We start from the raw sequence: 19315 nt of genomic DNA on the forward strand, positions 1-19315 counted from the left end.
ATCTTTCACAAAAAGGCATAGGAAGCCGGCAATAATTAGCAGCCATAGCACAATTTGAGGTATATTGTAATTAGTTTTAATAAAAAGCAAGGCAAAGCCAAGCAGCATTAATATAACGCCTACAATAGTGCTTTTTTTATCTGTTTTTACGTTAGAAGTATTCATTTTTTGATTGATTTATTGATTGATAGATTTGATTAACCATTTATCGGCGTGATAAATTAAATTAACCGTTGCGCCGGTAGATTGGCAAGTTTCAAATATTGAACCGTCCGGGTTAAGAATTTCTCCGGTAGTATTGGTAAAACACCATTCATCTTGAAAGATCATGGTTAATTGTACGCCTTCCCATGTTGCGCCGGTTGGCAAAGCTGCTTCTATTGAATTTGAATAAACAATGTGATTATCTCTAGCGCTTAAATTAAAACCGTCTGTAGCATTTTCTGTACGGATTGATGTTTTACTTGGATGCGCATTAACTTGAAACCAATTTCTACTACTATCACTTTGTAAGTGTAATATTTCCCCTTTTCTAATAGTTTCCCCATATAAACCAACTCCGTTGGCATCATAATAAGTTTCCTCAAAAACAAAATCTTCTCTAGCTACTATTTTTATATTATAGCTATTATTACTACCTAAAGAACCTATATCAACCGTACCACCGGGAGCGCCATTATAGAAATAAACATGTTTTGCTCCTTGACTAAAACTAATTGAACCCTCTTCTATTTCTTCAGAAAAGCTCCGTACAGAACCGTTATCAACCCAAGAATAATCCCCATTTCCGTCTGTAGATAACACAAAGTTTTCTTTTTCTTGACTAGGCGAACGTAAAAAACTATCATCCCAAAAATATTGTCCTTCTGAAAAACCTTTAATAAGAACATCATTATAATCTCCACCTAACGGAAATACAAGTCCGTCTAAACGTTCTTCTGTTACTACCGTTCCAGCTTCATCCGGTAATTGAAATTCTCTATTAGCAGTTAAATTATCATCCTTAATTGTTGCTTGACCTGACCTTAATACATCTGCACTTATTTCTCCGTTAAAATTAGCCGTACCGTTTTGAGTATCAATTTGTAAACGTCTGCCGTTGCTAGAATCGTCATAATCTCCAATATTCACGACTAAATCATTACCGGCTCTTGTACCTCGTTCGTCATAACTTTCGTAAGAAGTAGAACCGCCACCGCTACCGGTATCAACACCGGAAATAGCATTATCTAATTGGTTTTTTGTAACAAATTCATCAGCACTAACAGCATCAGCACCTTTAACAGGGTTACTAAAAGTATTACTGCCGGTATAAGTATTAGTACCTTCAAAACGAGCATTGCCAACGAATGTATTACTGCCTGAATAAGTGTTATTAGAACCTTTAGAAGCAAATTGTGCTGAAAGTGAACTTATTGTTGCGCTTAATCCATTTAATTGATTTGATAAATCTTGACCAGTACCGGCATAACCGCCTGTATCTAGTTTTGCATCTAATTGATTTTTAGTAGTAAATTCATCAGCACTAACAGCATCAGCTCCCGAAACTCTACCTGAAAAAGCAGCATTACCACTACCAAATATTTCAAGTAAATCATAATTACCCCAAAAACCAAAACTCATTGAATTATCATCACTTGAATCGCCTTTATACTTAAAAAGCCAATTTGCTAAATTATTATAAGAACGTGTTTTACCTAGTCTTACAACAGCTCTTGAATCATCTACCATAAAACCATTAGTCATTGTAAGGGGAGTAACCCAACCAGTACTTCCGTCATTATGATTAAATATCTTTAAAGTAGGACTAGTAGAATTACCATATCCTTGTAAATATAAAGCAGGGGAAGCGGTTTCTTCTTCAATAACCACATTTCCAATATTATTACCATTAACTAAATAATTATCATCAGCATAACTCTTATTAATCATAGTAAGATCAGTATAAGAACTAGGCGGATTGTTGTATTTTAAGCCTTCTTGATCTCCGGTCATTCCAAAACCTTGTGAAGTATTAATTTGGCTTCCTTGCGACATATTAAGCGTGCTTCCTTGTGAAGTAATATTTACGCTACCGTCTAAAGTCATAGACGAGCCGGAAGTCATACTCAACCAATTTCCTATATCTAAATTAGTAGAAGAAATATCTACAGCCGGCAAACCGCTTATATTAAGAGTAGCGTTACTATCCATATTGATACTTGAATCTCCGGTCATATTAATAGTAGAATTAAGTACATCTACATCTGAACTTTGATCGAATAAAACATTAGCACCGTTAATCGCCTTTAAAGCAGCATTTCCAAAAACTTCAAATTCGGAAGCACCGTGAACTTTAGAAATAGAACCTTGAATAACGTGATGCGTAGAAAGACTGTCTAACTTTACATTTGCCATTTCAAAATGCAACGTATCATTTAAAGCTTTGACAATTGGACTAGCTAAAATAGCTTCTTCTAACGTGCCACCGCCACCGCTTGAATTTGAAATAGCGTTATCGACATAAGATTTATCTACTAAACTTCTAGCAGAAAAATTTTCTGAATAATCTTCAGCATATTCAATACCGGCAAAACTGCCGGAGCTATCAATAATATAAGATAAATCCGTTATTGTCTGTTTAACGGCTGAATCTCCATAGTAAACTTCAATTTCGTGGCTTTTTGGTTTTATAGTTTCCTCTGAAAAACCGTTTGGCTCGACAACTTTTGAAGTTAAAAAAGTACTGTTTTCATCTGTACCTGAAGAACCTTGTATTGTACTAGAAAAATCATCTGTAACCGTAACGCCCCTAGTTGATGCAACAAAATAACCGCCTTTAGTTGGAGCATTGAAAATATTAAATAAAGGACTATCATTATTAATATCTCCCAACGCAAAATTATTATAACCTTCAAAAATATTAATCTGTCTAAGTGGTTGACCTTGAAAAGTACCTTCTTTTCCTAACTTAATAGAATCATTTACCACTTCTAAACCATAACCGGCATTTGCAGCAGAAATTAAATCTTGCTTTAAAATATAACCTACTAAACCGTCTTGATCTACAACTAAAATTCTGTCATTTTCGGTTTGTTCTGCTAGGTTAGTAAGCTTTAGTTTTGTTGGTATTTCCTTTGTAATTTCTTGTGCGCAAGAAGTTGAAACAATAAATACCGATAGTAATATTAAAAATAATTTTTTCATTTTTAGTCGATTTGATCTTTTACAATAAATTGATAGTTAGCTTCGGTAACTTCTAAAGGATCGCCACCTTTATAAATTCCTTCAAAAAATATATTTTCGCTTATTCCTTTAACTATATCGCCTTGCTCTATGGCTTCTTGATTATTGTTACCTTCTTTTTTGAAAACAATAAATTTTCCGTAAGCTATTTTATTAGTGTTTTGTGTATTTCCGCCACCTGAAACATTAGGCATAAATATAAATCCGGGCATATTAAGATTGGTTTATTAATTTGTATGATAATAAGGCTACTCCGGCTAAAAGTGAAACTCCAATTAATCCTATGGATAGCGTGTTTTTTAAAAACTCGCCTTTCCATAAATCGGGAATCTTAGAAAGCATACTTTCTTCAATTTCGCCTTTAGTTACTTTTTGATCTTTGTTAGGATCAAAAGCCGGGTTTTGTTCTGCTATTTTTTTTTGCCAATATTGGCTACTTCCTAAAATATAGTTTGAAGGTTTGCCAACGGCTGCCGGATAAAAGGTTGTTAAGTATAAATCTGTATAACGCTTTAATTTACTTTTATACGGAGCGTAATATTTTTTTACCCAATCCAATTGCTCAATAGCACTCATTTGTGCAAGTTGTTCTATTGTAGTACCTAAATCAATAGCTGTATTCGGCATAAACTGAATTAAACCGGTAGCATCGGTATAAGGATTTTTAATTGAAGGGCTAAAACTTTTCGCACTCTCCCAATTAATTACAGCCATAAGCCAATTAGGATTAATACCTAATTCCTTGCTTATTTGTTTAAGCTTTGCCACAAATGCAGTTCGATAACTTGACGGTATATTTTCTTCGTATATAAGCATTTCTATAGTGTTACTTTTACCGGTTGATTTTTTGCTTGATGATGTATTGCCAGCCCTATTGCGCTTGCGATAAGCAGCAAGGGGAACAAGCTTTTTTTTTTCGGTGTAATGGTAACAGCCTGAAGCTCATTATCGCCTAAGTGTATCATTTCGTCAATATCAGCAAATGGTAAATTGGCGGTTGCTCCGCTAACGTGGGTGATTTTAACCCAATCGTTATTTGCATTTGCTACGCTTACGGTAGCCATTCCGTTTTTATCCGAAATAGTTGGCTCGCCATTTTCGGGAATAATGTGCGCTCCTTCTAAAGCGTTGCCATTACTGTCTAGTATGGTTATAGTTTTGGTTGGCATAAGATTATTTTTCTTTGTTGTTATTTGCGATCATAAATAAGCCTAAAGCTCCTAAAGCCATTTTGCCCCAATGCTTTTGAATAATTGACTTTTCGCCTGAAACCGTGGCGGTTTGTTCTGCGGTTTGATTCACGGTTTGTGTTGGCTGGTTTTCGGTTTGATTTTCCGTTATGCTTGCCGTTTGTTGCTGGTTTTCAGTTTTCGGTTGCTGTTTTGTGGCGATAGTAAAACGTCCGTTATTTTTAGTAATAATAACCGGGCTTTTAAGCTTATGATAAGCAACAGAAAAGCTTTCTAAACCATAAGGCGTAATGCTTATTTGTTCATTTTCATTTTCTACGGAAACAACTGCATAACCATTTGAACCACTTACAGAATTACCGTATTTTGGCTGCACGTAAACGTTGCTAATCGGTTGTAAATTAGCGTCTAAAAACTGTACTTTTTTGCTTAATTCCTCCATTACGCTACAATTAAATCATTAACATTTGCCATGACTTCCGTCCACGAAAAAACGCCCTTATCAATAATTGCAATTTCACCGCCGTTTCCGTCCGGGATTAATTTTTCTACCGTTCCGATTTTGTCTCCCTTATTGTAGTTTTGAGAAAAAGCCCCTTTCTGCCAAAGATTGTTGACTTCTTCAGCTTCGTAAACTGCTAAACCTTGTACGTTTGAAGCTACTTTGCTACCTACATTAATCGGCATAGCCGTTGTAATTACTTGCGGTGCTATTTGCTGAAGGTGCTTAATTTCATCATTGTCTAGTTCAAACCTTAGCCATTCGTATAACCCGTATGCGTTGTCAATCCAAGAACCACCGTCAGCCCCCAGCTGCTTTTGATAATACTTCTTACCAAAGGCATTTGATATTTTTACAAAATCGTTGTAGGTTTTTCCGTCTAAGACTTCATAAATATCTTGGGTATCTGTTCCCGGATAACGCATCGCTTCATAAAGTGTATCGGCTGCCTGTTTTGCATCAAAACTAGATAAAGAAGAAGGCGTTTTGCTTTGATCTTCTCTTATGGTAATGCTGGTAGGTTTATCGGTTAGATGCTTATAAATAAAATAACCACCTACCAATGCAGCACCACCTACCACAATAGTTTTACCATTATCTTTGATAAAAGATTTGGCTTTTTCTCCGGTAGATAGTGCCGTTAAGGCTAGGCTTCCTATGGCAAAAGGATTGGCTAATAGCATAGTTTAGAGTTTTAAAAATGATTTGAGCATTAAGAATTTGCTATTTGCTGTTAAATATTCTTTAGCTTTTGAACTTTGGGCGATTTTCCCTAAACGTTCTAATTGTTGATTGTCTAGGCTATCTTCTATATGCTGAAGTATCTCCCTTCTTTTTTCAGCATCTACCGGATTGAGCGATCTAACTTGAACTTGTGGCATTTTCATTTTGTTTTTTATATGATTGTTGAACTAATTGCGTGTATTGTTTTAAAAATTCTTCATCCTTATTCATAAAGCGATCTATAACTTGGTAAGCCATTTGAACAGCATCGTCCGATACATCTTTTCGACTAACTATTTTAATTAGCTCTCCTTTATATCTAGATAAGTTAACAGCATTCAAGGCGGGTTCAACAGCTTCCGGTTTGCTGCTTTTCATTTCCACAATACCATTGACAATTGTAGAAATAGTGTCTGGGTTGAAACTTTCCATTAACTTCTCAAAAACTCCGGGCTTTCCTTCAACACCTAGTTCGTATTTTAAAAGTTTAATTTTTAGTTCTTGATTCTCCTCTTTAGCAGATTCATATTTATCTTCTAGAGTTTCAAACTTCCTTTCTAACTTATCGTGATTTATAATCTTATATGATTGTTCACCACTTAAACCGGGTGAGCTCATAGCCGGTTGATGAAAATGCGGTTGTGTAGGGGCGGCAGCTTGTGCTGAATTTCCGCCCCCTTCCACAACACGCTCTTCTTTGGTTGATTGTTTCGGTTTGCTGTCATTTGAAAGTAGGAAAGGCTTTGCTATTCCTATTCTACGAGAAGAAGATCCCCATTTTCTTATGCGTTGAATAATTATTTTACTGTAGCCCTTATCAAGAAGCTCAGCAAAATAATCCATAGGATCTGTAAATTTTTCACTTAACCATTCAGAAGTTACACTTTTATTCAATTCCTTTTCATCAGCATAATTGTAAACTTCAAGTGAATGAGTATCTGCTTTGTATAGCCATTTTATGTAATCCTGTAAATTCATAAATTTAATTTAGTTAGTGTGTGGAATAGTGTTTTGTCTCTAGCAGCTTTCAGGCTCTTGTCTCTCTACACCGTAATAGCAAACCAAGCGATTAACTCCTTCTTGATTTTCAGGAAACTCTATAGATAATCTGCCGTAAGATTTAGCCCCTTGAAAACCGGCATTAAAAGCTTCTTTTGGCTGGAGCAATACTCCGTTTATTAACACGTTAGTATCGCCAACGTTGTGTATTCTAGGCTCGATCATAGCATCAATTGAAAATTGAAGATCATCGCTAGTTATCTGCTTATTTGCTAAGTTTACATTTAGCATGATGCGGTTTTTTCAGTTAAAAAAACTACTTCAATAATGGCTTTTTCTCCATTTGCAATCGGCGCACTTGCATTTAATTTTACCGTTAAATCTGAACCACCTTTATGGTCTAATTCTAAAGCACGTTGCTTAAAATTTCCAAACTGACCGTCATAAAATTTAACGTCCATAGGTGGGTGTAACTCGCTTCCATTTTCATCTATAGAAACTCTAACAGATTCATTAGAAGTACCTCCTTTTACAGCAGCTACAAAAACACGTTCGCCACTATCTAAGGTTACTTTTTTATCTTTTATTTGTTCGTTCTCATTAAGTACAAAAAGAACACTTTTATAATTTGGTTTCATGGGAATGTTTTAGATTAAAAAAAGCCTTGCCTTACTTGTTTAGGCAAGGCTTTTAGAATTATGAATAATCACGAAAAAAGTCTATGATTTTGGTGCAGTAGAATAGCCCCAAGTTTTAATCTTAAAGAACCAATTATTGTCTGCATCAGCAGCAGCGGTCATTTCTGAATCTGCTGGGAATGCGATTTTGATTTTGGTTTCTTCAGCATCACGTAAAGAAAACGGAATACCTAAATCAACTACTTGATCTCTTGGATCATCACTTGTCGCTTCAGCAATTAAGTCTGACATTGGGCGTTCTACAATTACATTACCACGTTGAATAATTTGCAAAGTCGCATTTTCTAAGCCAGCCGGGAAGTTTTGGTTAAACTTGCTATCTCCGGCTTTTGTTCCTTTAGCTAGACTTACGCCGATCATAGAAGATAGGTGACCTTCATTTCTAGGCAAAGTGTTTTCAGAAATTGTCGAAACTCCGTCAATTTTTTTGGTTTGTGCATCCAAAATATCAATAGTTCCGCTCTTACCGGAAATATCTTTGGTTACAAAATGAGAAATAGGACGGATTGAAAAATCGTCTGCTTTAATTCTCTCGTTCAATTCAGCAGAAAATCGTCCTTGATTAGCTAAAGCTTTAAAAATAGCTCGTGTAGCGTTTAAATTATCTAATTGTACTTTCATCTTTGAAATAATTTTTTGATTGATTTTGATTTAATTTTTTAAGCCTTGTAAGGCATTCTATTTTCTTACGTTAAAGCTGCAATAGCTTCTGTATCGTTTTCATTTCTCCCTCCTTCATCAATAACTCTTACATCATTTTCAGGAAGTCCGCCGAAATTAAAAACCGGTTCGGCTAAAAAAGGACTAGCCATTGCTCCGGTTGCATCACAAGGACAAGCTAAGCCCAAAGCTCCGGCAGTTAACTTATCCATTACTGAAGCATTTTCAGTTGGCACGCTAACCTTGTCTTTTACTAATCCTGTTACTAGGTCATAACCTTGTTTTGCGGAAGCTCCTAAAGCCACACCTTTTAAGATTTTACCTGCTGTAGATTTATCTTTTGATAAACCACTAGATACTACTAAGCCACCGGCAGTCATTGCGCCTTGCCCGATCTGTTTTTGAGATTCAGGAACTAAAGCCATTCCGGCATTACTAGTCATAATACCGGCACCAACGGCAGCAAGCATTATAACTGAATCGCTAAGCGTATTCTTACTTAATTTGAAATTCATACGTTTCGATTTTTGATTGATAAATAATTATTAATTGATTGAACTTTCTTTGTTATTTTTTTGCTATTAAGTAAATAACTCCACCGCCAAAAAGAAGCTTCCACCATAAACCACTATTCTTTTTTTCTTCAGAAACCGTGGCGGTTTGATTCACGGTTTGTTCGGTTGGTTGCTCTTTGGTTTGATCTTCCGGCTGTGTTGTGGTTGGCTCTTGTATTGTAGGTTGATAAGTGCCTGTACCTTCTACATTTTCAGGATTAATTTCCTTATTTACAGACCCTTTATCTTTATTCTGTAAATAGCCCTTATCTACTAATTTTTGATTATCGTCTAAGCTTTCAAAAACTTTTTCATTTGGATTAAATGGACTTAAACCTCCTTTATTTTTGCCGTTACCTTGTAATATTTGTAAAGCTCTAGTAGGTTTTTTTCCTGTACCCGGTTCAACAAATACTTCAAAGCTTGTTTTACCGTCTTTATTCCAGTTCAATAATTCAGGTGTTTTTCCTAAATATTTTGAACCTTGTAGCGTTACGGTTTTTACTTGAGCGGTTACACCGACTTTCTTTAAAGCTTCTATATAGCTTTCTCTTAAAGACGTTAAAAAAGTATTGATGATCTCCGGCTTGGTCTCATCTTGTGAATAATCAGCACCTTCAAAACCTACTCCATTTAATCCTAATTCTTTACGCTTTACCGTATAGTATAAGTGAGCTACGCTAAGCGATTCAATTACCTTATTTATTCTCGATCTATATTCAGCCGATTTTAAATAAGTGGTATTTTGAGAACCTTTAATTGTTTTACCTAAAGCATAGATATAAGGTTTAAAGGTTTTCTCCACCCATTTTTCAAGTTTCTTTAGTTCTTCTACTTCTTCTTTTGTAGGCTCTTTAGCTAACGTTAATTTTGGTGCCATTGCACCCGGAGCGCTACCGTTATTTTGATCTTTAAAATTCAATATCCTTGATTGAAAATATTGTCCTACACCGTAACCAATAGCAGAACCAATTGGGCCACCAATAAGAAAACCTAAAGCACCACCAATTTTGGCTAAGTTTTTTGCAATAGAAGATTTTACACTATTCCATAAATCGCCGAAAAAACCGTTTAATCCTGTATTACTTTGTTGCATTCTTGTTTGTTTTTTTGGTTGGAGTATTCGTTTTTTTGGCATTTTCATTCATCGCCTTTTTTATGCTTGGATAAGCGAGTAGTGCAATTCCAGCTAAAACACCTAAACCGCCAAATTTGGCAGTAGAAGTATTGCCTTGAACGTTTTTTAGCTTTTCGTTAGGTACTTGAAATTGATTGTTTCCTTTGTTTTTTTCTTTTCCGGTAAAAACTGTATCTATTAAATCTCCAAGATTAAACCCACCGTTGTTATTATTGTTGCTACCGTTATTGTTAGAAGAATTATTTCCTGAACCTATATCCCCAAAATCAACGTTAGTTTCATTTTTAGGTGCTATTATTTTCTCTTGAAAATAAATGTTATCCGAATAGCTTATTTTTCCCCAACCGGGAAACTGAACATTCATAGAATATACAGCAGGATTAAGAAAAGTATCTTTAAAAGTATATCCGGCATCTGTAAGTTTCTTTCTTATTTTACTTCTAAACTCTTTAAGAAGATCTAATAACATTTCGCAACTTTTTATAGTGCAACTACTCCAATCTCCTTTAATATTCTTGTCTAACTTGTTGTAATACAGATTGCAAAGACGTAAATATTTATCATAATTTTTTTGATTTACTCCTTTCGCTAATGACTGACTTATTATAAAAGGAAAATCTTTATCTGCTCTGGACTTCGCTTCTTTTGGCTTTAACCAACCGCTGTTATAATAATTACAATGCTCTACATCAAAAAAATCTTCAACGTCTCCCCAAATATCACTAATCCAATCTCCTATACTTCCGTCTTTTAGTAAATTTTCCCAATCTATACCATTACCCGAACCACCGTTACCGGCATTTAACCCACGATTAGGGAACTCAAATAAAAAACCGCCTTTATTTACGGCTGAAATTCTAATTCCTTCACTAGTAATATTAAAGGCTAATGTTTCTCTTGTAACACCTTGACTAATTAAATATTGAATATAACCAGCCATTTGTGTGGCGGTTTTTTGTGTGAAACCGTAACGGTTTTCCACGGTTTGTTTAAAAACCTCTAAGGCGTTTTTTTGCTTTTGATTTAACGCTATGCTTGGTTGCGCCGCGTTAAGCCCCACGTATTTATGCTGCTGCATGATTTTGTCTTTTGATTCTAAAAAGTTTACTTCTATGTTGTGGTGCGTCGTAGGATCTAGTACTAAATAGTTTTCATGGGCGAGTTCTTTTTTTATGTTTTTTGCATTTTGATTGGTAGGTACAACTACATAAACATGCGTCCATAAGTGAGAATATTCACCGGGTTGTCTTACTTGACGTATTACACCGGTAAGCCCCATGCTTTTAAGTAAACACATAGCAAAAACGGTATAACTTTTACAGTCTATACCTTTTTTTCGTTGCGACCACGCACAAGCTGGAGAGCGTAATTGTTGCAATTGGCCGTCTGCTAAGTATTGAATATGATTGTATAACCACTCGTAAATATTATTCACGGTTTGGCTCACGGTTTGACCAATAAGAAGCTTGGCAAGTTTATCGGTTTGATAAGAATACTTATCTATCCACTCTGCCATAAACTCAACACCTTCAAAAGTGTTATTGCTACCGTCTCCAAAATTAGAAACGGCACAACTCACTTTTTCAAAAAGCTTGTTGTAACGTTTTCCGTCCTTGATTGGTCGCTGTAATGGTGCTGATATTTGTTGTACTAAACTCAATATTATGCGATTGATTGAGTACAAATATTGGGAGAAGAAAATATCTAAAAACCAGTTTCGACTAGGTTCGACTAGGTTCGACTAGGTTTGGTTAGTTATGGTTAGTTTCTGCTAGAAATAACCAGTTTCGACTAGAATTGACTAGTTATTTTAAAAATCAAACCGCCAAAAATAGTGGCGGTTTGATTCACGGTTTGAATTTATTTTTAGAAGTTTTTGTAAATACTTATAAATGGTAAACTTTTGTTTATCCTTAGCTTGCAACAATTTAAAAAATGTGTAACTCGTATGAATTAAAAACAGGAGATGTCGTAAAAGGAAATACACATAACTACAAAATGACCGTAGAAAATTCAAATGAAAAAACTGACTGTATATATTTCGATTATAAACAAAATATACACAGAGTTGTATATAAAATAAAAGGATTAATTCTTAGAAGGGTCGCTATCGGTTAAAGCGTTCTCATAAAATTGACCATAATTATCATCATCTCCTGTAAACCAAACACATCTATATCTTTGTGTAGGGTTGTGAAATGTATTTACGGTCATTGCAGGACTACCTGATTTGAGCCAAACGATAGAACCATCGGGAAATTTTTGTGCCATAATAAAATAGTTTTAGTTAATTATTTAGATTCTTGAAATACTGTTCCTGTCAATTTGTAAATATAAGTTTCACCACAAGCATTTACTTTGTAAGTTCCCGTTCCTCTGTCGGTATGTTTATCTGTTATCTCAATATTTTCAAAAGGGCAGTCTTTTTCGATGGATACTTGTTTTTTCAAATCTCTATTACCTACAGTGTTACCTGCAACAAGACCGCAAGAAATTAACGAGGTTGATAAAATAGTAAGTAAAATAAATTTTTTCATAAAAGTTAAATTAAGTTAGATATATAAAATTGAATATTTAAACGATAAGTAGTTTACGATAATCCGTGATTAAAAAATAAGTTTATTTATTACACTGATTGTTATATTTAAAATCACTCATTGATTGACTCATATCTTTATAAGCAAATACAATTGATTCGATATTGTGAGGTATTTTAGGATGTAGATATTCTACTTCTTCGGTTTCAATGTTGTGCTTATCTTTTAAAAATTCTTCTGTATTCACTATTTTATAAACTATAACTTTTTCTAGTAAACCACCAATAAAGCAAAAGTCTTTAACCTTAACAAGACCTTCTTCAAAATCATAAAAACCATTAATAATAGGAACCATAATGAACTATATTAAAAATTACACCAATAAGGTAAAGTTACTAATCATTTTATTGTGTGCAAACATAAGATCACCGAATTAGATTCATTTAAAAAAGTTATATATGAAGTTATAAGTAATCCTCCTCTTACAAAAGACAAAGTAGATTTTAATGAAGCTTACAAAACTGTTGCCAAAACTGTATATAAAAAATAACTTGGCAAGTGATAACCCGAAAAATTAAAGTTTATCACAAAACAATCACAACGGAGGAAAAGTAATCTCATAAATCACGTTTCTTTTCATATACGATAGACGTTGTCAATAATAACCCCTTGCTTTTGCGCTAATCTGGATAATAAGCGATTTTCTTCTTGTGAAGTATTTCTTTTAATTCAAATTCTAATTTTTCTATTTTTAATATTGCTTTTTCATAGTTGGGATCATCGTCAAATGATTTTTTTATAAGTCGGCTTTTATTTTCATGTAGAACGGTTTCTTTATATTTATTCAGCTTATTTTTCCATTTGGTTAAATTTCTCTTTGCAGAAGTTATTTTGTTTTTTAAAACTTTCTTTTCATCCTTTGGTTTCTCGGGAAAATAAAACCCGGAATTGATGTCAAAAAAATGTTTTGGGTATTTAACTCGAAGCAAAGCTTCTCTATACTTAAAATACCATTTCCACCTTACAAATTCGTGCAAATTAAATCCGTTCCAGTATAGAAATTCAATAGGTTTATCTTGCCTTAAAGCTTTTACCTTTATTGAAAAGTAATAGAGTTTATCTTTATTTTCAACAGAATATTTCATTTAATATTTATTGGTTTAACCGTGGAAAAGATTTATGGTTAATTAAACCATAGTTAAATTATGCTTTTATTTTTCTCTACTGGTATCATCAATAAACCTACGTACAGTGTAAAATGGATTTACCCTATAAGAATCGAACAGCTTTTTTTCTTCAAGGTAATTAGTAAATATCATTAATAGTTCTACTCTTTTTTCATTCCCTATTATATCATCTAATTTCAATTGATAATCGGTTAATAAAGCCGCTTTTTTGGAAGCAATTTTTACTTCTTTTTCAAACTCTTGCCAGTCTATTTTTTTGCTAAATTCTAAATCAGCTTCTTTGAATTTTTTCTTAAATCGGTTTTCGGTTTGTGCTAGAGTTACAACTGGTAACATCATTGCTATAAATAGTAATTTTTTCATTTTTCTTGATTTGATTTTCAAACCGTGGCGGTTTGTCTCACGGTTTGAATTAATTTTAAGTATGTTTTTGTATATCGGGAAACTTCTTTATTTTATCTTCCACAAGCTCAAAGTCATTGAAAATCCTGTTATAACCCGGTGGTGTTTGAAATATTTTAATGAAAATGAGCCACTCAAACAGCGTTAAGCTATGATCGTCTTTACTAAAGAATTTACCTCTTGTTTGTTCCTGAATATCTCTTATCCAAGCTCTAATTTTTTTTTCGGAATGTATTTTTAAATACATTTCTACTACTTTTCCTTTGGTTACGCTAAGCGGCAAGTATTTTTCCTCGTCCATTTACTACAGATATTTAAGTTACTACAGATTGATTAATATTGTTAACGGTTACGCTTGTGTCGTGGTGGTTTTTTGGTACTTTTCTAAATCTTTTTCATAGGCTTTTTGGTCTTCTTCTGAAATTTCGTCCTGTTTTAAGACAGGAAGCCACTTATTTCTAAGTTCTTTTTGAATACTCATATTTCTGTGGTTTTTGGTATTAGTTGATCTTACTTTCTATTTTTCGCATTCCTGTTTTTTCGGTAAAAGGAAGCTGGCTGTGTATTAATGCAATTAATTGATAAGCTATACTTTTCTCGTATGGGTTTCCTTCTTGTTGAAGCGTTCGCATAGCATCGAAAAAAACAAATTCTTCATGGAGCTCTAACGAAATGCTTTTTGGTGGTCGCTTACTGCTTGCTTTTCTGAATAACTCAAACCGTATCAATTTGCAAATGCTGTAATCTTTGTAGTATTCTGATTTTTGAAGTGATTCGCAAAAGGTCTCCAGCAATTCCTGATGTAGTTTTAAACCGTTGGCAATTGCATTAATTTCACTTTTTGTAAGCTTATTAATTTGCTTTTTTCCGTATTTGTCTGATAAATGAGCTTTCATAGTCTTACTTTTTTTATACAATGCGTTCGATTGTCGGTTAAATAGAACTGGAGGCAATTTGCAGCCGAAAATAGCGGTGACTTTCTAAAGGCTTCTTCCATTTTTTCGGTTATACGGTTGTAATCGTATCGGTTATACTTTAAAATTGAGTACCAAACCGGGTTAATTACTCTATCACCTTTGATAATTTGTAAATGTTCATTTCCGTTTTTTAGGAGAATTACCATTTTGATTTTGCTACAAACCGGGCAAAATATTTTGTTTCTTTTGCCACAAGTACATTTTTTATCGTTTCTCATGACTGTTATTTTTGACGGTGAATTTTGTTAAACTCTTTCTTGATTATTTCTGTAATTTGTTCGAAAATTTCAGCATTACAGTTATGCTCTACGTATTCAAAAACGCTTTGTAAATTAATCTGACCTTGGACGTATTTTCTAGCCGCTTTTTGCGCTTTTTTAAGGTCGGTGTGTTTTCTTGAATTGCGTAAATGTTCTAATTTTCGGGCTTTTTTAGATTTAGCCGGTTTCTTTTCTAAGCGGAAGAATCTATACGCATATTCAAAACTGCTTTCTTCTTTATGCGTTCGAGCGGTGTCGAAATAAATGGAAGGGTAACGAATATCCCACTCCGGGTTATTTTTTTGGTATTTATAAGCTTCTTTTAAAACTTTTAGCGATTTTTCCCAGCGTTCAGCAATTATCGGTTTGCTTAAAACATAGCCGTTAGGCGAAATAAATTTATCCTGTAACCAATACTTGTAAGCATTTTGCCAGCTTCCCGGATGCACCTCCATTTTTCCGAACAATCTTGCGGAAAATTTTAAAATATCCTGAATGGCCAACTCTTTAAAATCTTCCTGAAGCATCGAGCCGCGCAAGGCTTCTTCGTGAATGTATTTTTTAAAAATAGGGGAGTAGTCGTTATAATCGCCGGCGGCCAAATCTTTGCAAACATCGGTTTGATCTTCAAGCACGCTCAATAATTTTTCAGAAACCGGCTTTAAATTTTCGCCGGAAAAATTTTTTTCTGAATCTTGCTTGTTGGGTGTTCCAGTAGAAGTTCCAGTACAGTTGTTATCTGTTTGCGGTAGCAAACTCCTTTCATCCCTTATCTTATTCTTATCTGATAATGTTCTACTAGATACATTGTCATGTACAACTTTCTTAGTTCCAACTGAGTTAAACGACTGATTTTCAGTGGCGGTCGATTTTGGTGTTTTGTTGTCGGTAAGCGTTAAAATTTCAGGGTTTATACGCATTTTAACCGCCCTTTTAGAGCCTTTAAATTCATAGTCAACAAGTACCCTAGCTTCTTCTAAACGTTCTCTATGATGCCTAAAAGTGTTTTTTGAGACAGGTAAATTGGTGTAGCCGTCTCGCTCTATTGTAGTAATCTTGTTAGGGTAAATATCAACTTTCGGCATTTCGGCAGCAATATGAACCCCTAGACGTTTTCTTATTTGCTTCCTTTTGTACAATTGTTGGTTAAGCTGATGAAGAATGGCAATAAAAACCTTCTCGCTTTCTTTTTTAACTTCTTCTCGTAAATTCCTTTTTTGTAAATACCAACCGTCACGGTTTGTATTGTATTTTTCAACTAGCTTGTTGTATTCTTTAGGTGGGTAGGAGCGGTGCTGTTTTTTCCATATTTCTTCCCGAACCTTAGCTTCCATGTTTTGTTGTAAGCCTTTACGGAAACGCTTAACTTTTAAATTGTAGTCTCTAACCTTTGCATTAAGCTTCCAAACCTCAATATTGTACTTCTTAACGTATAAATTGTACTGTTTAATGGTTTCCTTAAAATCTTTAGTAGTAAGAATAGGGTGTATAAATTCCGGTTTTTTTTGCTCACCAACCGTGGCGGTTTGATTCACGGTTTTTTCGGTTTGATTGTTTTGGTTATTCAGAATTTTTTGCGTAATTTGCCCTAATAAGCTGCTGTTATTGTGCATTTGGTAGTTTATTTAGAAAAATCAGGAAGCAGGGCTGTAACCTTAATGCTTCCTTTTTTTTGGTTTATACTTAAAAAACCGAGCGCCGCTTTTGCTAAGCGCCCGGATAGGCATCTTGCCTGTGGGTATTTTTGGTTGAAACTCATTTTAATTTCTCTCAATATGAATTTCAACTCCTATGCTTTTGGGTTTTAAACGAACCGCAGTTTCAATAGAATCCCTTATTTTGTCTAAAACCGTATTCACAATTTTATCGGTTTCTGTTTCGGTTGTCTTTTGCTTTAAATCTCTATTTACCTTAATGAGGTATTCATTTTCATCAATAGAAAAAGTCCTGTCTAAACGATCTACTTTTTGTATAGCTTTGTCTAGTTGATCTAGATTTTGTAAGCGAATAATCACTTCGTGTTCGCTCCAAATAATTCTGCTGTTTGGGAAACTTTCTATTAAGTAAACTGCTAATTCGTTATCATTCATAATTTTTAATTTTCTAGTGCTATAAGTGCAGCAAGCGATTCTATATTTTCGGGTCTAAATTCTTCACCTAATTGCTCTGCTACTTTATCTTCTATTGTTTTTCGTGATTTAGATTTTGACTTAGCCTTTACCGGCTCTACCATTTGCTGCAATTTCTGCAATAGCGCACGTTGCTCCTCTTGGGGTAGAGAAGAAACAATTGGCAGTACGCTATTTGCAGTTAATTGGCTCATTTTATGATCTTGGTTGCTTTGCGTTGTGAGTAGAGTTCAGAGTAACCAGCTCTTTATTTTTAACTTTTTCAGCTATTTTTTCAATCGCCTCCTCTAAATAAAGGTTTGGTCTTTTACCTTTTATACAGAGCTTAATTGATTGGTTTTTAAATGGTTTACCGTTTAATTGTGTGATGCCTTCTCTTAGAAGTTGGGCTTCTATGAAACTTCCGTACCTATGCGGAAATATCTTTTTTAACCTTTTTTTATCCTTTTCAGTAAACATAATTTATATATTAGCGTTTAATAACCCGCACAAATGCGGCTAAACAATTTTTTGTACGGGTTAAACTCATTTTGTACAACAAATATACATGTAAATATTTGGTTTAACGTGTACAAAAGAGGTATTTGTTTTGTTAAAATTTGTACACTCTTGAATTACAGTGATTTATTTAAAGAAATTAGGCACAAAGCCAAGTTAAAACAGACAGAATTTGGTGAGAAATTAGGTGTGGGAGTTGGAACTATTCAAAAAATTGAAGGAGGAGAAAGAGAGCCTAGTAATACAATAAAGAAATTATTTCCTTATGTTTTTGGCGAATATTTAGGCGAGGAAGCAGCTCTAAATTATAATCTTCCGGAGTTTTCAAAAGAAACAGATACTGAGTTAGAAAATAAGCTTCAAGAAGCATTGAAAGAGAATGAGCAGTTAAAACTTCAAATTGAAACCTTGACTGACTTTAAAAATACCCAAGCTCGAACCATTGAACTTTTAGAAGATCGTATTGAATTGTATAAAATAAAGTACGAAAGCGAAAACAATAAGCCTAACAAAGCCGGCTAAGTGTAGTTTGGAATGGGGAGCGAAGCTAAAAAAATTTGTTTGGAATTGGTTTATTTTAAGCCGTAATTATATTTATAAAAGATGAGAAATAAGAAATTTCAAATATTTGTTTCTTCAACTTATACAGATTTAATCAATGAGCGTCAAGCAGCTGTTGAAGCTATATTAAGTTCGAGTAATATTCCTGCTGGAATGGAGTTGTTTTCGGCGGGTGATGAATCACAAATGACTGTTATTAAAAGGTGGATTGACGAATCTGATATATTTCTTTTAATTCTAGGGGGTAGATATGGAAGCCTTGAAAAAACTACTAAAAAAAGCTATACGGAGTTAGAATATGATTATGCTTTGGAACTAGAAAAACCATTATTTTCTGTTGTAATTAATGAAGATATTATAGAGGAAAGAGTAAAAAAATTCGGGTCGGATGTTATTGAGATTACCAACGCTGAAAAATTAAAAACGTTTAGAAAGAAAGTTTTACAAAACATGGTAAAGTTCTGGTCCGATGAAAAAGATATTAAATTAGCCATTCATGAAACTGTTGCAGAATTCAGCCATACTAAAAAGTTGATAGGTTGGGTAAGAGGCGATCAAGAAGTAAATTCAGGAGCTTTAGCTGAAGAAATTGCAAGACTTACAAAGGAGAATTCAGAATTAAGAGAAAAAGCAAATTCTCAAGAAAATGTACTCTATAACGGACTGAGTTTTGAGCAATTAACAGAATTATTGAAGAGACATAAAACAAAAATTGATGGAATCGAGTTAGACTTATATCAAGCATTACGGCGAATTTCGTTTGCTGTCAATGTTAATTGGTTTCTAGGTGATGATAAGAAGACTGCAGATGAATTAGTAAGATTTAAATTGCTTAAAGAAGTAAGAACGCTAAAAAATCCTCATCAGTCTTTTTACTCATTTACTGAAGATGGACATAATTATTATTTAAGAACTCTTATTAAACCTCAAAAAGTCACATACGAATTACCATTAAAAAAATAAAATTTATAATTGCTCGGATGTGCTAAGATTTTTGTGGAGACAAATTAAAAAGCGATAGGATTCTGTGTTAGAAAAACTGTAAGTCAAAATGAATATACTAAGTCCTAATTAT

Annotated in this window: 29 protein-coding genes; 2 read left to right on the plus strand and 27 right to left on the minus strand. The window is 34.0% G+C overall.

What is annotated here, in order from left to right; genetic code table 11:
* Positions 1-177: 177 nt before the first annotated feature.
* From D9R05_RS11055 to D9R05_RS11180, 27 genes are all read right to left on the minus strand, one after another.
* A complete protein-coding gene (locus D9R05_RS11055; protein ID WP_121667290.1) occupies positions 178-3186 on the minus strand; it encodes a hypothetical protein in 3009 nt (1002 codons plus the stop codon).
* A gap of 2 nt (positions 3187-3188) precedes the next feature.
* Complete coding sequence (locus tag D9R05_RS11060; RefSeq protein ID WP_121667291.1) at positions 3189-3437, minus strand: hypothetical protein; 249 nt, start codon at positions 3435-3437, stop codon at positions 3189-3191.
* 1 nt (position 3438) lies between these two features.
* Positions 3439-4041 carry a transglycosylase SLT domain-containing protein gene (locus D9R05_RS11065; protein WP_121667292.1) on the minus strand — a complete coding sequence of 201 codons (603 nt, stop codon included), beginning with the start codon at positions 4039-4041 and terminating at the stop codon, positions 3439-3441.
* Positions 4042-4043: 2 nt separating this feature from the next.
* Positions 4044-4394, minus strand: a complete 351-nt coding sequence (locus D9R05_RS11070) for a hypothetical protein (protein ID WP_121667293.1) — start codon at positions 4392-4394, stop codon at positions 4044-4046.
* A gap of 4 nt (positions 4395-4398) precedes the next feature.
* On the minus strand, positions 4399-4857 hold the full coding sequence (locus tag D9R05_RS11075; protein ID WP_121667294.1) for a hypothetical protein: 459 nt from the start codon (positions 4855-4857) through the stop codon (positions 4399-4401).
* Positions 4857-5600, minus strand: coding sequence for a hypothetical protein (locus D9R05_RS11080; RefSeq protein ID WP_121667295.1), 744 nt, complete (start codon positions 5598-5600; stop codon positions 4857-4859). Before D9R05_RS11080 ends, D9R05_RS11075 begins: the two co-directional genes overlap by 1 nt.
* Before the next feature lie 3 nt (positions 5601-5603).
* A complete protein-coding gene (locus D9R05_RS11085) occupies positions 5604-5798 on the minus strand; it encodes a hypothetical protein (RefSeq protein ID WP_162984959.1) in 195 nt (64 codons plus the stop codon).
* Positions 5779-6618 carry a hypothetical protein gene (locus tag D9R05_RS11090; RefSeq protein WP_121667297.1) on the minus strand — a complete coding sequence of 280 codons (840 nt, stop codon included), beginning with the start codon at positions 6616-6618 and terminating at the stop codon, positions 5779-5781. Before D9R05_RS11090 ends, D9R05_RS11085 begins: the two co-directional genes overlap by 20 nt.
* Positions 6619-6657: 39 nt before the next feature.
* The gene (locus D9R05_RS11095) at positions 6658-6930 is read right to left on the minus strand and encodes a hypothetical protein (RefSeq protein WP_121667298.1); all 273 of its coding nucleotides are present in this window, start codon (positions 6928-6930) and stop codon (positions 6658-6660) included.
* A complete protein-coding gene (locus D9R05_RS11100) occupies positions 6924-7277 on the minus strand; it encodes a hypothetical protein (RefSeq protein WP_121667299.1) in 354 nt (117 codons plus the stop codon). Before D9R05_RS11100 ends, D9R05_RS11095 begins: the two co-directional genes overlap by 7 nt.
* Positions 7278-7358: 81 nt before the next feature.
* Positions 7359-7958 carry a hypothetical protein gene (locus D9R05_RS11105; protein WP_121667300.1) on the minus strand — a complete coding sequence of 200 codons (600 nt, stop codon included), beginning with the start codon at positions 7956-7958 and terminating at the stop codon, positions 7359-7361.
* Positions 7959-8023: 65 nt separating this feature from the next.
* Complete coding sequence (locus tag D9R05_RS11110; RefSeq protein WP_121667301.1) at positions 8024-8512, minus strand: hypothetical protein; 489 nt, start codon at positions 8510-8512, stop codon at positions 8024-8026.
* A 52-nt stretch (positions 8513-8564) separates the two neighbouring features.
* Positions 8565-9647 carry a hypothetical protein gene (locus D9R05_RS11115; protein ID WP_162984960.1) on the minus strand — a complete coding sequence of 361 codons (1083 nt, stop codon included), beginning with the start codon at positions 9645-9647 and terminating at the stop codon, positions 8565-8567.
* Entirely contained in the window at positions 9634-11349 is a 1716-nt protein-coding gene (locus tag D9R05_RS11120) for a hypothetical protein (protein ID WP_121667303.1), read from the minus strand. The genes D9R05_RS11115 and D9R05_RS11120 overlap by 14 nt, the downstream gene beginning before the upstream one ends.
* Positions 11350-11777: 428 nt before the next feature.
* Positions 11778-11960, minus strand: a complete 183-nt coding sequence (locus D9R05_RS11125) for a DUF2158 domain-containing protein (RefSeq protein ID WP_121667304.1) — start codon at positions 11958-11960, stop codon at positions 11778-11780.
* A 20-nt stretch (positions 11961-11980) separates the two neighbouring features.
* Positions 11981-12226 carry a hypothetical protein gene (locus D9R05_RS11130; protein WP_121667305.1) on the minus strand — a complete coding sequence of 82 codons (246 nt, stop codon included), beginning with the start codon at positions 12224-12226 and terminating at the stop codon, positions 11981-11983.
* 82 nt (positions 12227-12308) lie between these two features.
* Complete coding sequence (locus D9R05_RS11135) at positions 12309-12581, minus strand: hypothetical protein (RefSeq protein ID WP_121667306.1); 273 nt, start codon at positions 12579-12581, stop codon at positions 12309-12311.
* Between the two features lie 325 nt (positions 12582-12906).
* Positions 12907-13371, minus strand: a complete 465-nt coding sequence (locus tag D9R05_RS11140; protein WP_121667307.1) for a hypothetical protein — start codon at positions 13369-13371, stop codon at positions 12907-12909.
* A 66-nt stretch (positions 13372-13437) separates the two neighbouring features.
* On the minus strand, positions 13438-13776 hold the full coding sequence (locus D9R05_RS11145) for a hypothetical protein (RefSeq protein ID WP_162984961.1): 339 nt from the start codon (positions 13774-13776) through the stop codon (positions 13438-13440).
* Between the two features lie 55 nt (positions 13777-13831).
* On the minus strand, positions 13832-14116 hold the full coding sequence (locus D9R05_RS11150; RefSeq protein ID WP_121667309.1) for a hypothetical protein: 285 nt from the start codon (positions 14114-14116) through the stop codon (positions 13832-13834).
* Between the two features lie 48 nt (positions 14117-14164).
* Entirely contained in the window at positions 14165-14296 is a 132-nt protein-coding gene (locus D9R05_RS15705) for a hypothetical protein (RefSeq protein ID WP_262696578.1), read from the minus strand.
* 19 nt (positions 14297-14315) lie between these two features.
* Positions 14316-14711 (minus strand): hypothetical protein, encoded by a 396-nt coding sequence (locus tag D9R05_RS11155; RefSeq protein WP_121667310.1) that lies wholly within the window; start codon positions 14709-14711, stop codon positions 14316-14318.
* Positions 14708-15010, minus strand: a complete 303-nt coding sequence (locus tag D9R05_RS11160; RefSeq protein WP_121667311.1) for a hypothetical protein — start codon at positions 15008-15010, stop codon at positions 14708-14710. The genes D9R05_RS11155 and D9R05_RS11160 overlap by 4 nt, the downstream gene beginning before the upstream one ends.
* Before the next feature lie 5 nt (positions 15011-15015).
* Positions 15016-16665, minus strand: coding sequence for a hypothetical protein (locus D9R05_RS11165; protein ID WP_121667312.1), 1650 nt, complete (start codon positions 16663-16665; stop codon positions 15016-15018).
* A gap of 147 nt (positions 16666-16812) precedes the next feature.
* On the minus strand, positions 16813-17142 hold the full coding sequence (locus D9R05_RS11170; protein WP_121667313.1) for a hypothetical protein: 330 nt from the start codon (positions 17140-17142) through the stop codon (positions 16813-16815).
* 5 nt (positions 17143-17147) lie between these two features.
* Positions 17148-17375: a hypothetical protein gene (locus D9R05_RS11175; RefSeq protein ID WP_121667314.1), complete on the minus strand. Its 228-nt coding sequence runs from the start codon at positions 17373-17375 to the stop codon at positions 17148-17150.
* 1 nt (position 17376) lies between these two features.
* Positions 17377-17640: a hypothetical protein gene (locus D9R05_RS11180; protein ID WP_121667315.1), complete on the minus strand. Its 264-nt coding sequence runs from the start codon at positions 17638-17640 to the stop codon at positions 17377-17379.
* A gap of 150 nt (positions 17641-17790) precedes the next feature.
* On the opposite strand from D9R05_RS11180, the gene D9R05_RS11185 reads away from it, so the two are divergent.
* Together D9R05_RS11185 and D9R05_RS11190 are read left to right on the plus strand one after the other, a co-directional pair.
* A complete protein-coding gene (locus D9R05_RS11185; RefSeq protein ID WP_162984962.1) occupies positions 17791-18201 on the plus strand; it encodes a helix-turn-helix domain-containing protein in 411 nt (136 codons plus the stop codon).
* An 81-nt stretch (positions 18202-18282) separates the two neighbouring features.
* Complete coding sequence (locus D9R05_RS11190) at positions 18283-19203, plus strand: DUF4062 domain-containing protein (RefSeq protein ID WP_121667317.1); 921 nt, start codon at positions 18283-18285, stop codon at positions 19201-19203.
* Positions 19204-19315 lie beyond the last annotated feature (112 nt).

Source organism: Mesonia aquimarina, assembly GCF_003667275.1.
GTDB classification, from domain to species: Bacteria; Bacteroidota; Bacteroidia; order Flavobacteriales; family Flavobacteriaceae; genus Mesonia; species Mesonia aquimarina.

What these genes read in the sequence shown, in the direction of transcription:
- D9R05_RS11055 (WP_121667290.1), bottom strand. Translation starts at nt 3,186, where the DNA reads ATGAAAAAATTATTTTTAATATTACTATCGGTATTTATTGTTTCAACT.
- D9R05_RS11060 (WP_121667291.1), bottom strand. Translation starts at nt 3,437, where the DNA reads ATGCCCGGATTTATATTTATGCCTAATGTTTCAGGTGGCGGAAATACA.
- D9R05_RS11065 (WP_121667292.1), bottom strand. Translation starts at nt 4,041, where the DNA reads ATGCTTATATACGAAGAAAATATACCGTCAAGTTATCGAACTGCATTT.
- D9R05_RS11070 (WP_121667293.1), bottom strand. Translation starts at nt 4,394, where the DNA reads ATGCCAACCAAAACTATAACCATACTAGACAGTAATGGCAACGCTTTA.
- D9R05_RS11075 (WP_121667294.1), bottom strand. Translation starts at nt 4,857, where the DNA reads ATGGAGGAATTAAGCAAAAAAGTACAGTTTTTAGACGCTAATTTACAA.
- D9R05_RS11080 (WP_121667295.1), bottom strand. Translation starts at nt 5,600, where the DNA reads ATGCTATTAGCCAATCCTTTTGCCATAGGAAGCCTAGCCTTAACGGCA.
- D9R05_RS11085 (WP_162984959.1), bottom strand. Translation starts at nt 5,798, where the DNA reads ATGCCACAAGTTCAAGTTAGATCGCTCAATCCGGTAGATGCTGAAAAA.
- D9R05_RS11090 (WP_121667297.1), bottom strand. Translation starts at nt 6,618, where the DNA reads ATGAATTTACAGGATTACATAAAATGGCTATACAAAGCAGATACTCAT.
- D9R05_RS11095 (WP_121667298.1), bottom strand. Translation starts at nt 6,930, where the DNA reads ATGCTAAATGTAAACTTAGCAAATAAGCAGATAACTAGCGATGATCTT.
- D9R05_RS11100 (WP_121667299.1), bottom strand. Translation starts at nt 7,277, where the DNA reads ATGAAACCAAATTATAAAAGTGTTCTTTTTGTACTTAATGAGAACGAA.
- D9R05_RS11105 (WP_121667300.1), bottom strand. Translation starts at nt 7,958, where the DNA reads ATGAAAGTACAATTAGATAATTTAAACGCTACACGAGCTATTTTTAAA.
- D9R05_RS11110 (WP_121667301.1), bottom strand. Translation starts at nt 8,512, where the DNA reads ATGAATTTCAAATTAAGTAAGAATACGCTTAGCGATTCAGTTATAATG.
- D9R05_RS11115 (WP_162984960.1), bottom strand. Translation starts at nt 9,647, where the DNA reads ATGCAACAAAGTAATACAGGATTAAACGGTTTTTTCGGCGATTTATGG.
- D9R05_RS11125 (WP_121667304.1), bottom strand. Translation starts at nt 11,960, where the DNA reads ATGGCACAAAAATTTCCCGATGGTTCTATCGTTTGGCTCAAATCAGGT.
- D9R05_RS11130 (WP_121667305.1), bottom strand. Translation starts at nt 12,226, where the DNA reads ATGAAAAAATTTATTTTACTTACTATTTTATCAACCTCGTTAATTTCT.
- D9R05_RS11135 (WP_121667306.1), bottom strand. Translation starts at nt 12,581, where the DNA reads ATGGTTCCTATTATTAATGGTTTTTATGATTTTGAAGAAGGTCTTGTT.
- D9R05_RS11140 (WP_121667307.1), bottom strand. Translation starts at nt 13,371, where the DNA reads ATGAAATATTCTGTTGAAAATAAAGATAAACTCTATTACTTTTCAATA.
- D9R05_RS11145 (WP_162984961.1), bottom strand. Translation starts at nt 13,776, where the DNA reads ATGAAAAAATTACTATTTATAGCAATGATGTTACCAGTTGTAACTCTA.
- D9R05_RS11150 (WP_121667309.1), bottom strand. Translation starts at nt 14,116, where the DNA reads ATGGACGAGGAAAAATACTTGCCGCTTAGCGTAACCAAAGGAAAAGTA.
- D9R05_RS15705 (WP_262696578.1), bottom strand. Translation starts at nt 14,296, where the DNA reads ATGAGTATTCAAAAAGAACTTAGAAATAAGTGGCTTCCTGTCTTAAAA.
- D9R05_RS11155 (WP_121667310.1), bottom strand. Translation starts at nt 14,711, where the DNA reads ATGAAAGCTCATTTATCAGACAAATACGGAAAAAAGCAAATTAATAAG.
- D9R05_RS11160 (WP_121667311.1), bottom strand. Translation starts at nt 15,010, where the DNA reads ATGAGAAACGATAAAAAATGTACTTGTGGCAAAAGAAACAAAATATTT.
- D9R05_RS11165 (WP_121667312.1), bottom strand. Translation starts at nt 16,665, where the DNA reads ATGCACAATAACAGCAGCTTATTAGGGCAAATTACGCAAAAAATTCTG.
- D9R05_RS11170 (WP_121667313.1), bottom strand. Translation starts at nt 17,142, where the DNA reads ATGAATGATAACGAATTAGCAGTTTACTTAATAGAAAGTTTCCCAAAC.
- D9R05_RS11175 (WP_121667314.1), bottom strand. Translation starts at nt 17,375, where the DNA reads ATGAGCCAATTAACTGCAAATAGCGTACTGCCAATTGTTTCTTCTCTA.
- D9R05_RS11180 (WP_121667315.1), bottom strand. Translation starts at nt 17,640, where the DNA reads ATGTTTACTGAAAAGGATAAAAAAAGGTTAAAAAAGATATTTCCGCAT.
- D9R05_RS11190 (WP_121667317.1), top strand. Translation starts at nt 18,283, where the DNA reads ATGAGAAATAAGAAATTTCAAATATTTGTTTCTTCAACTTATACAGAT.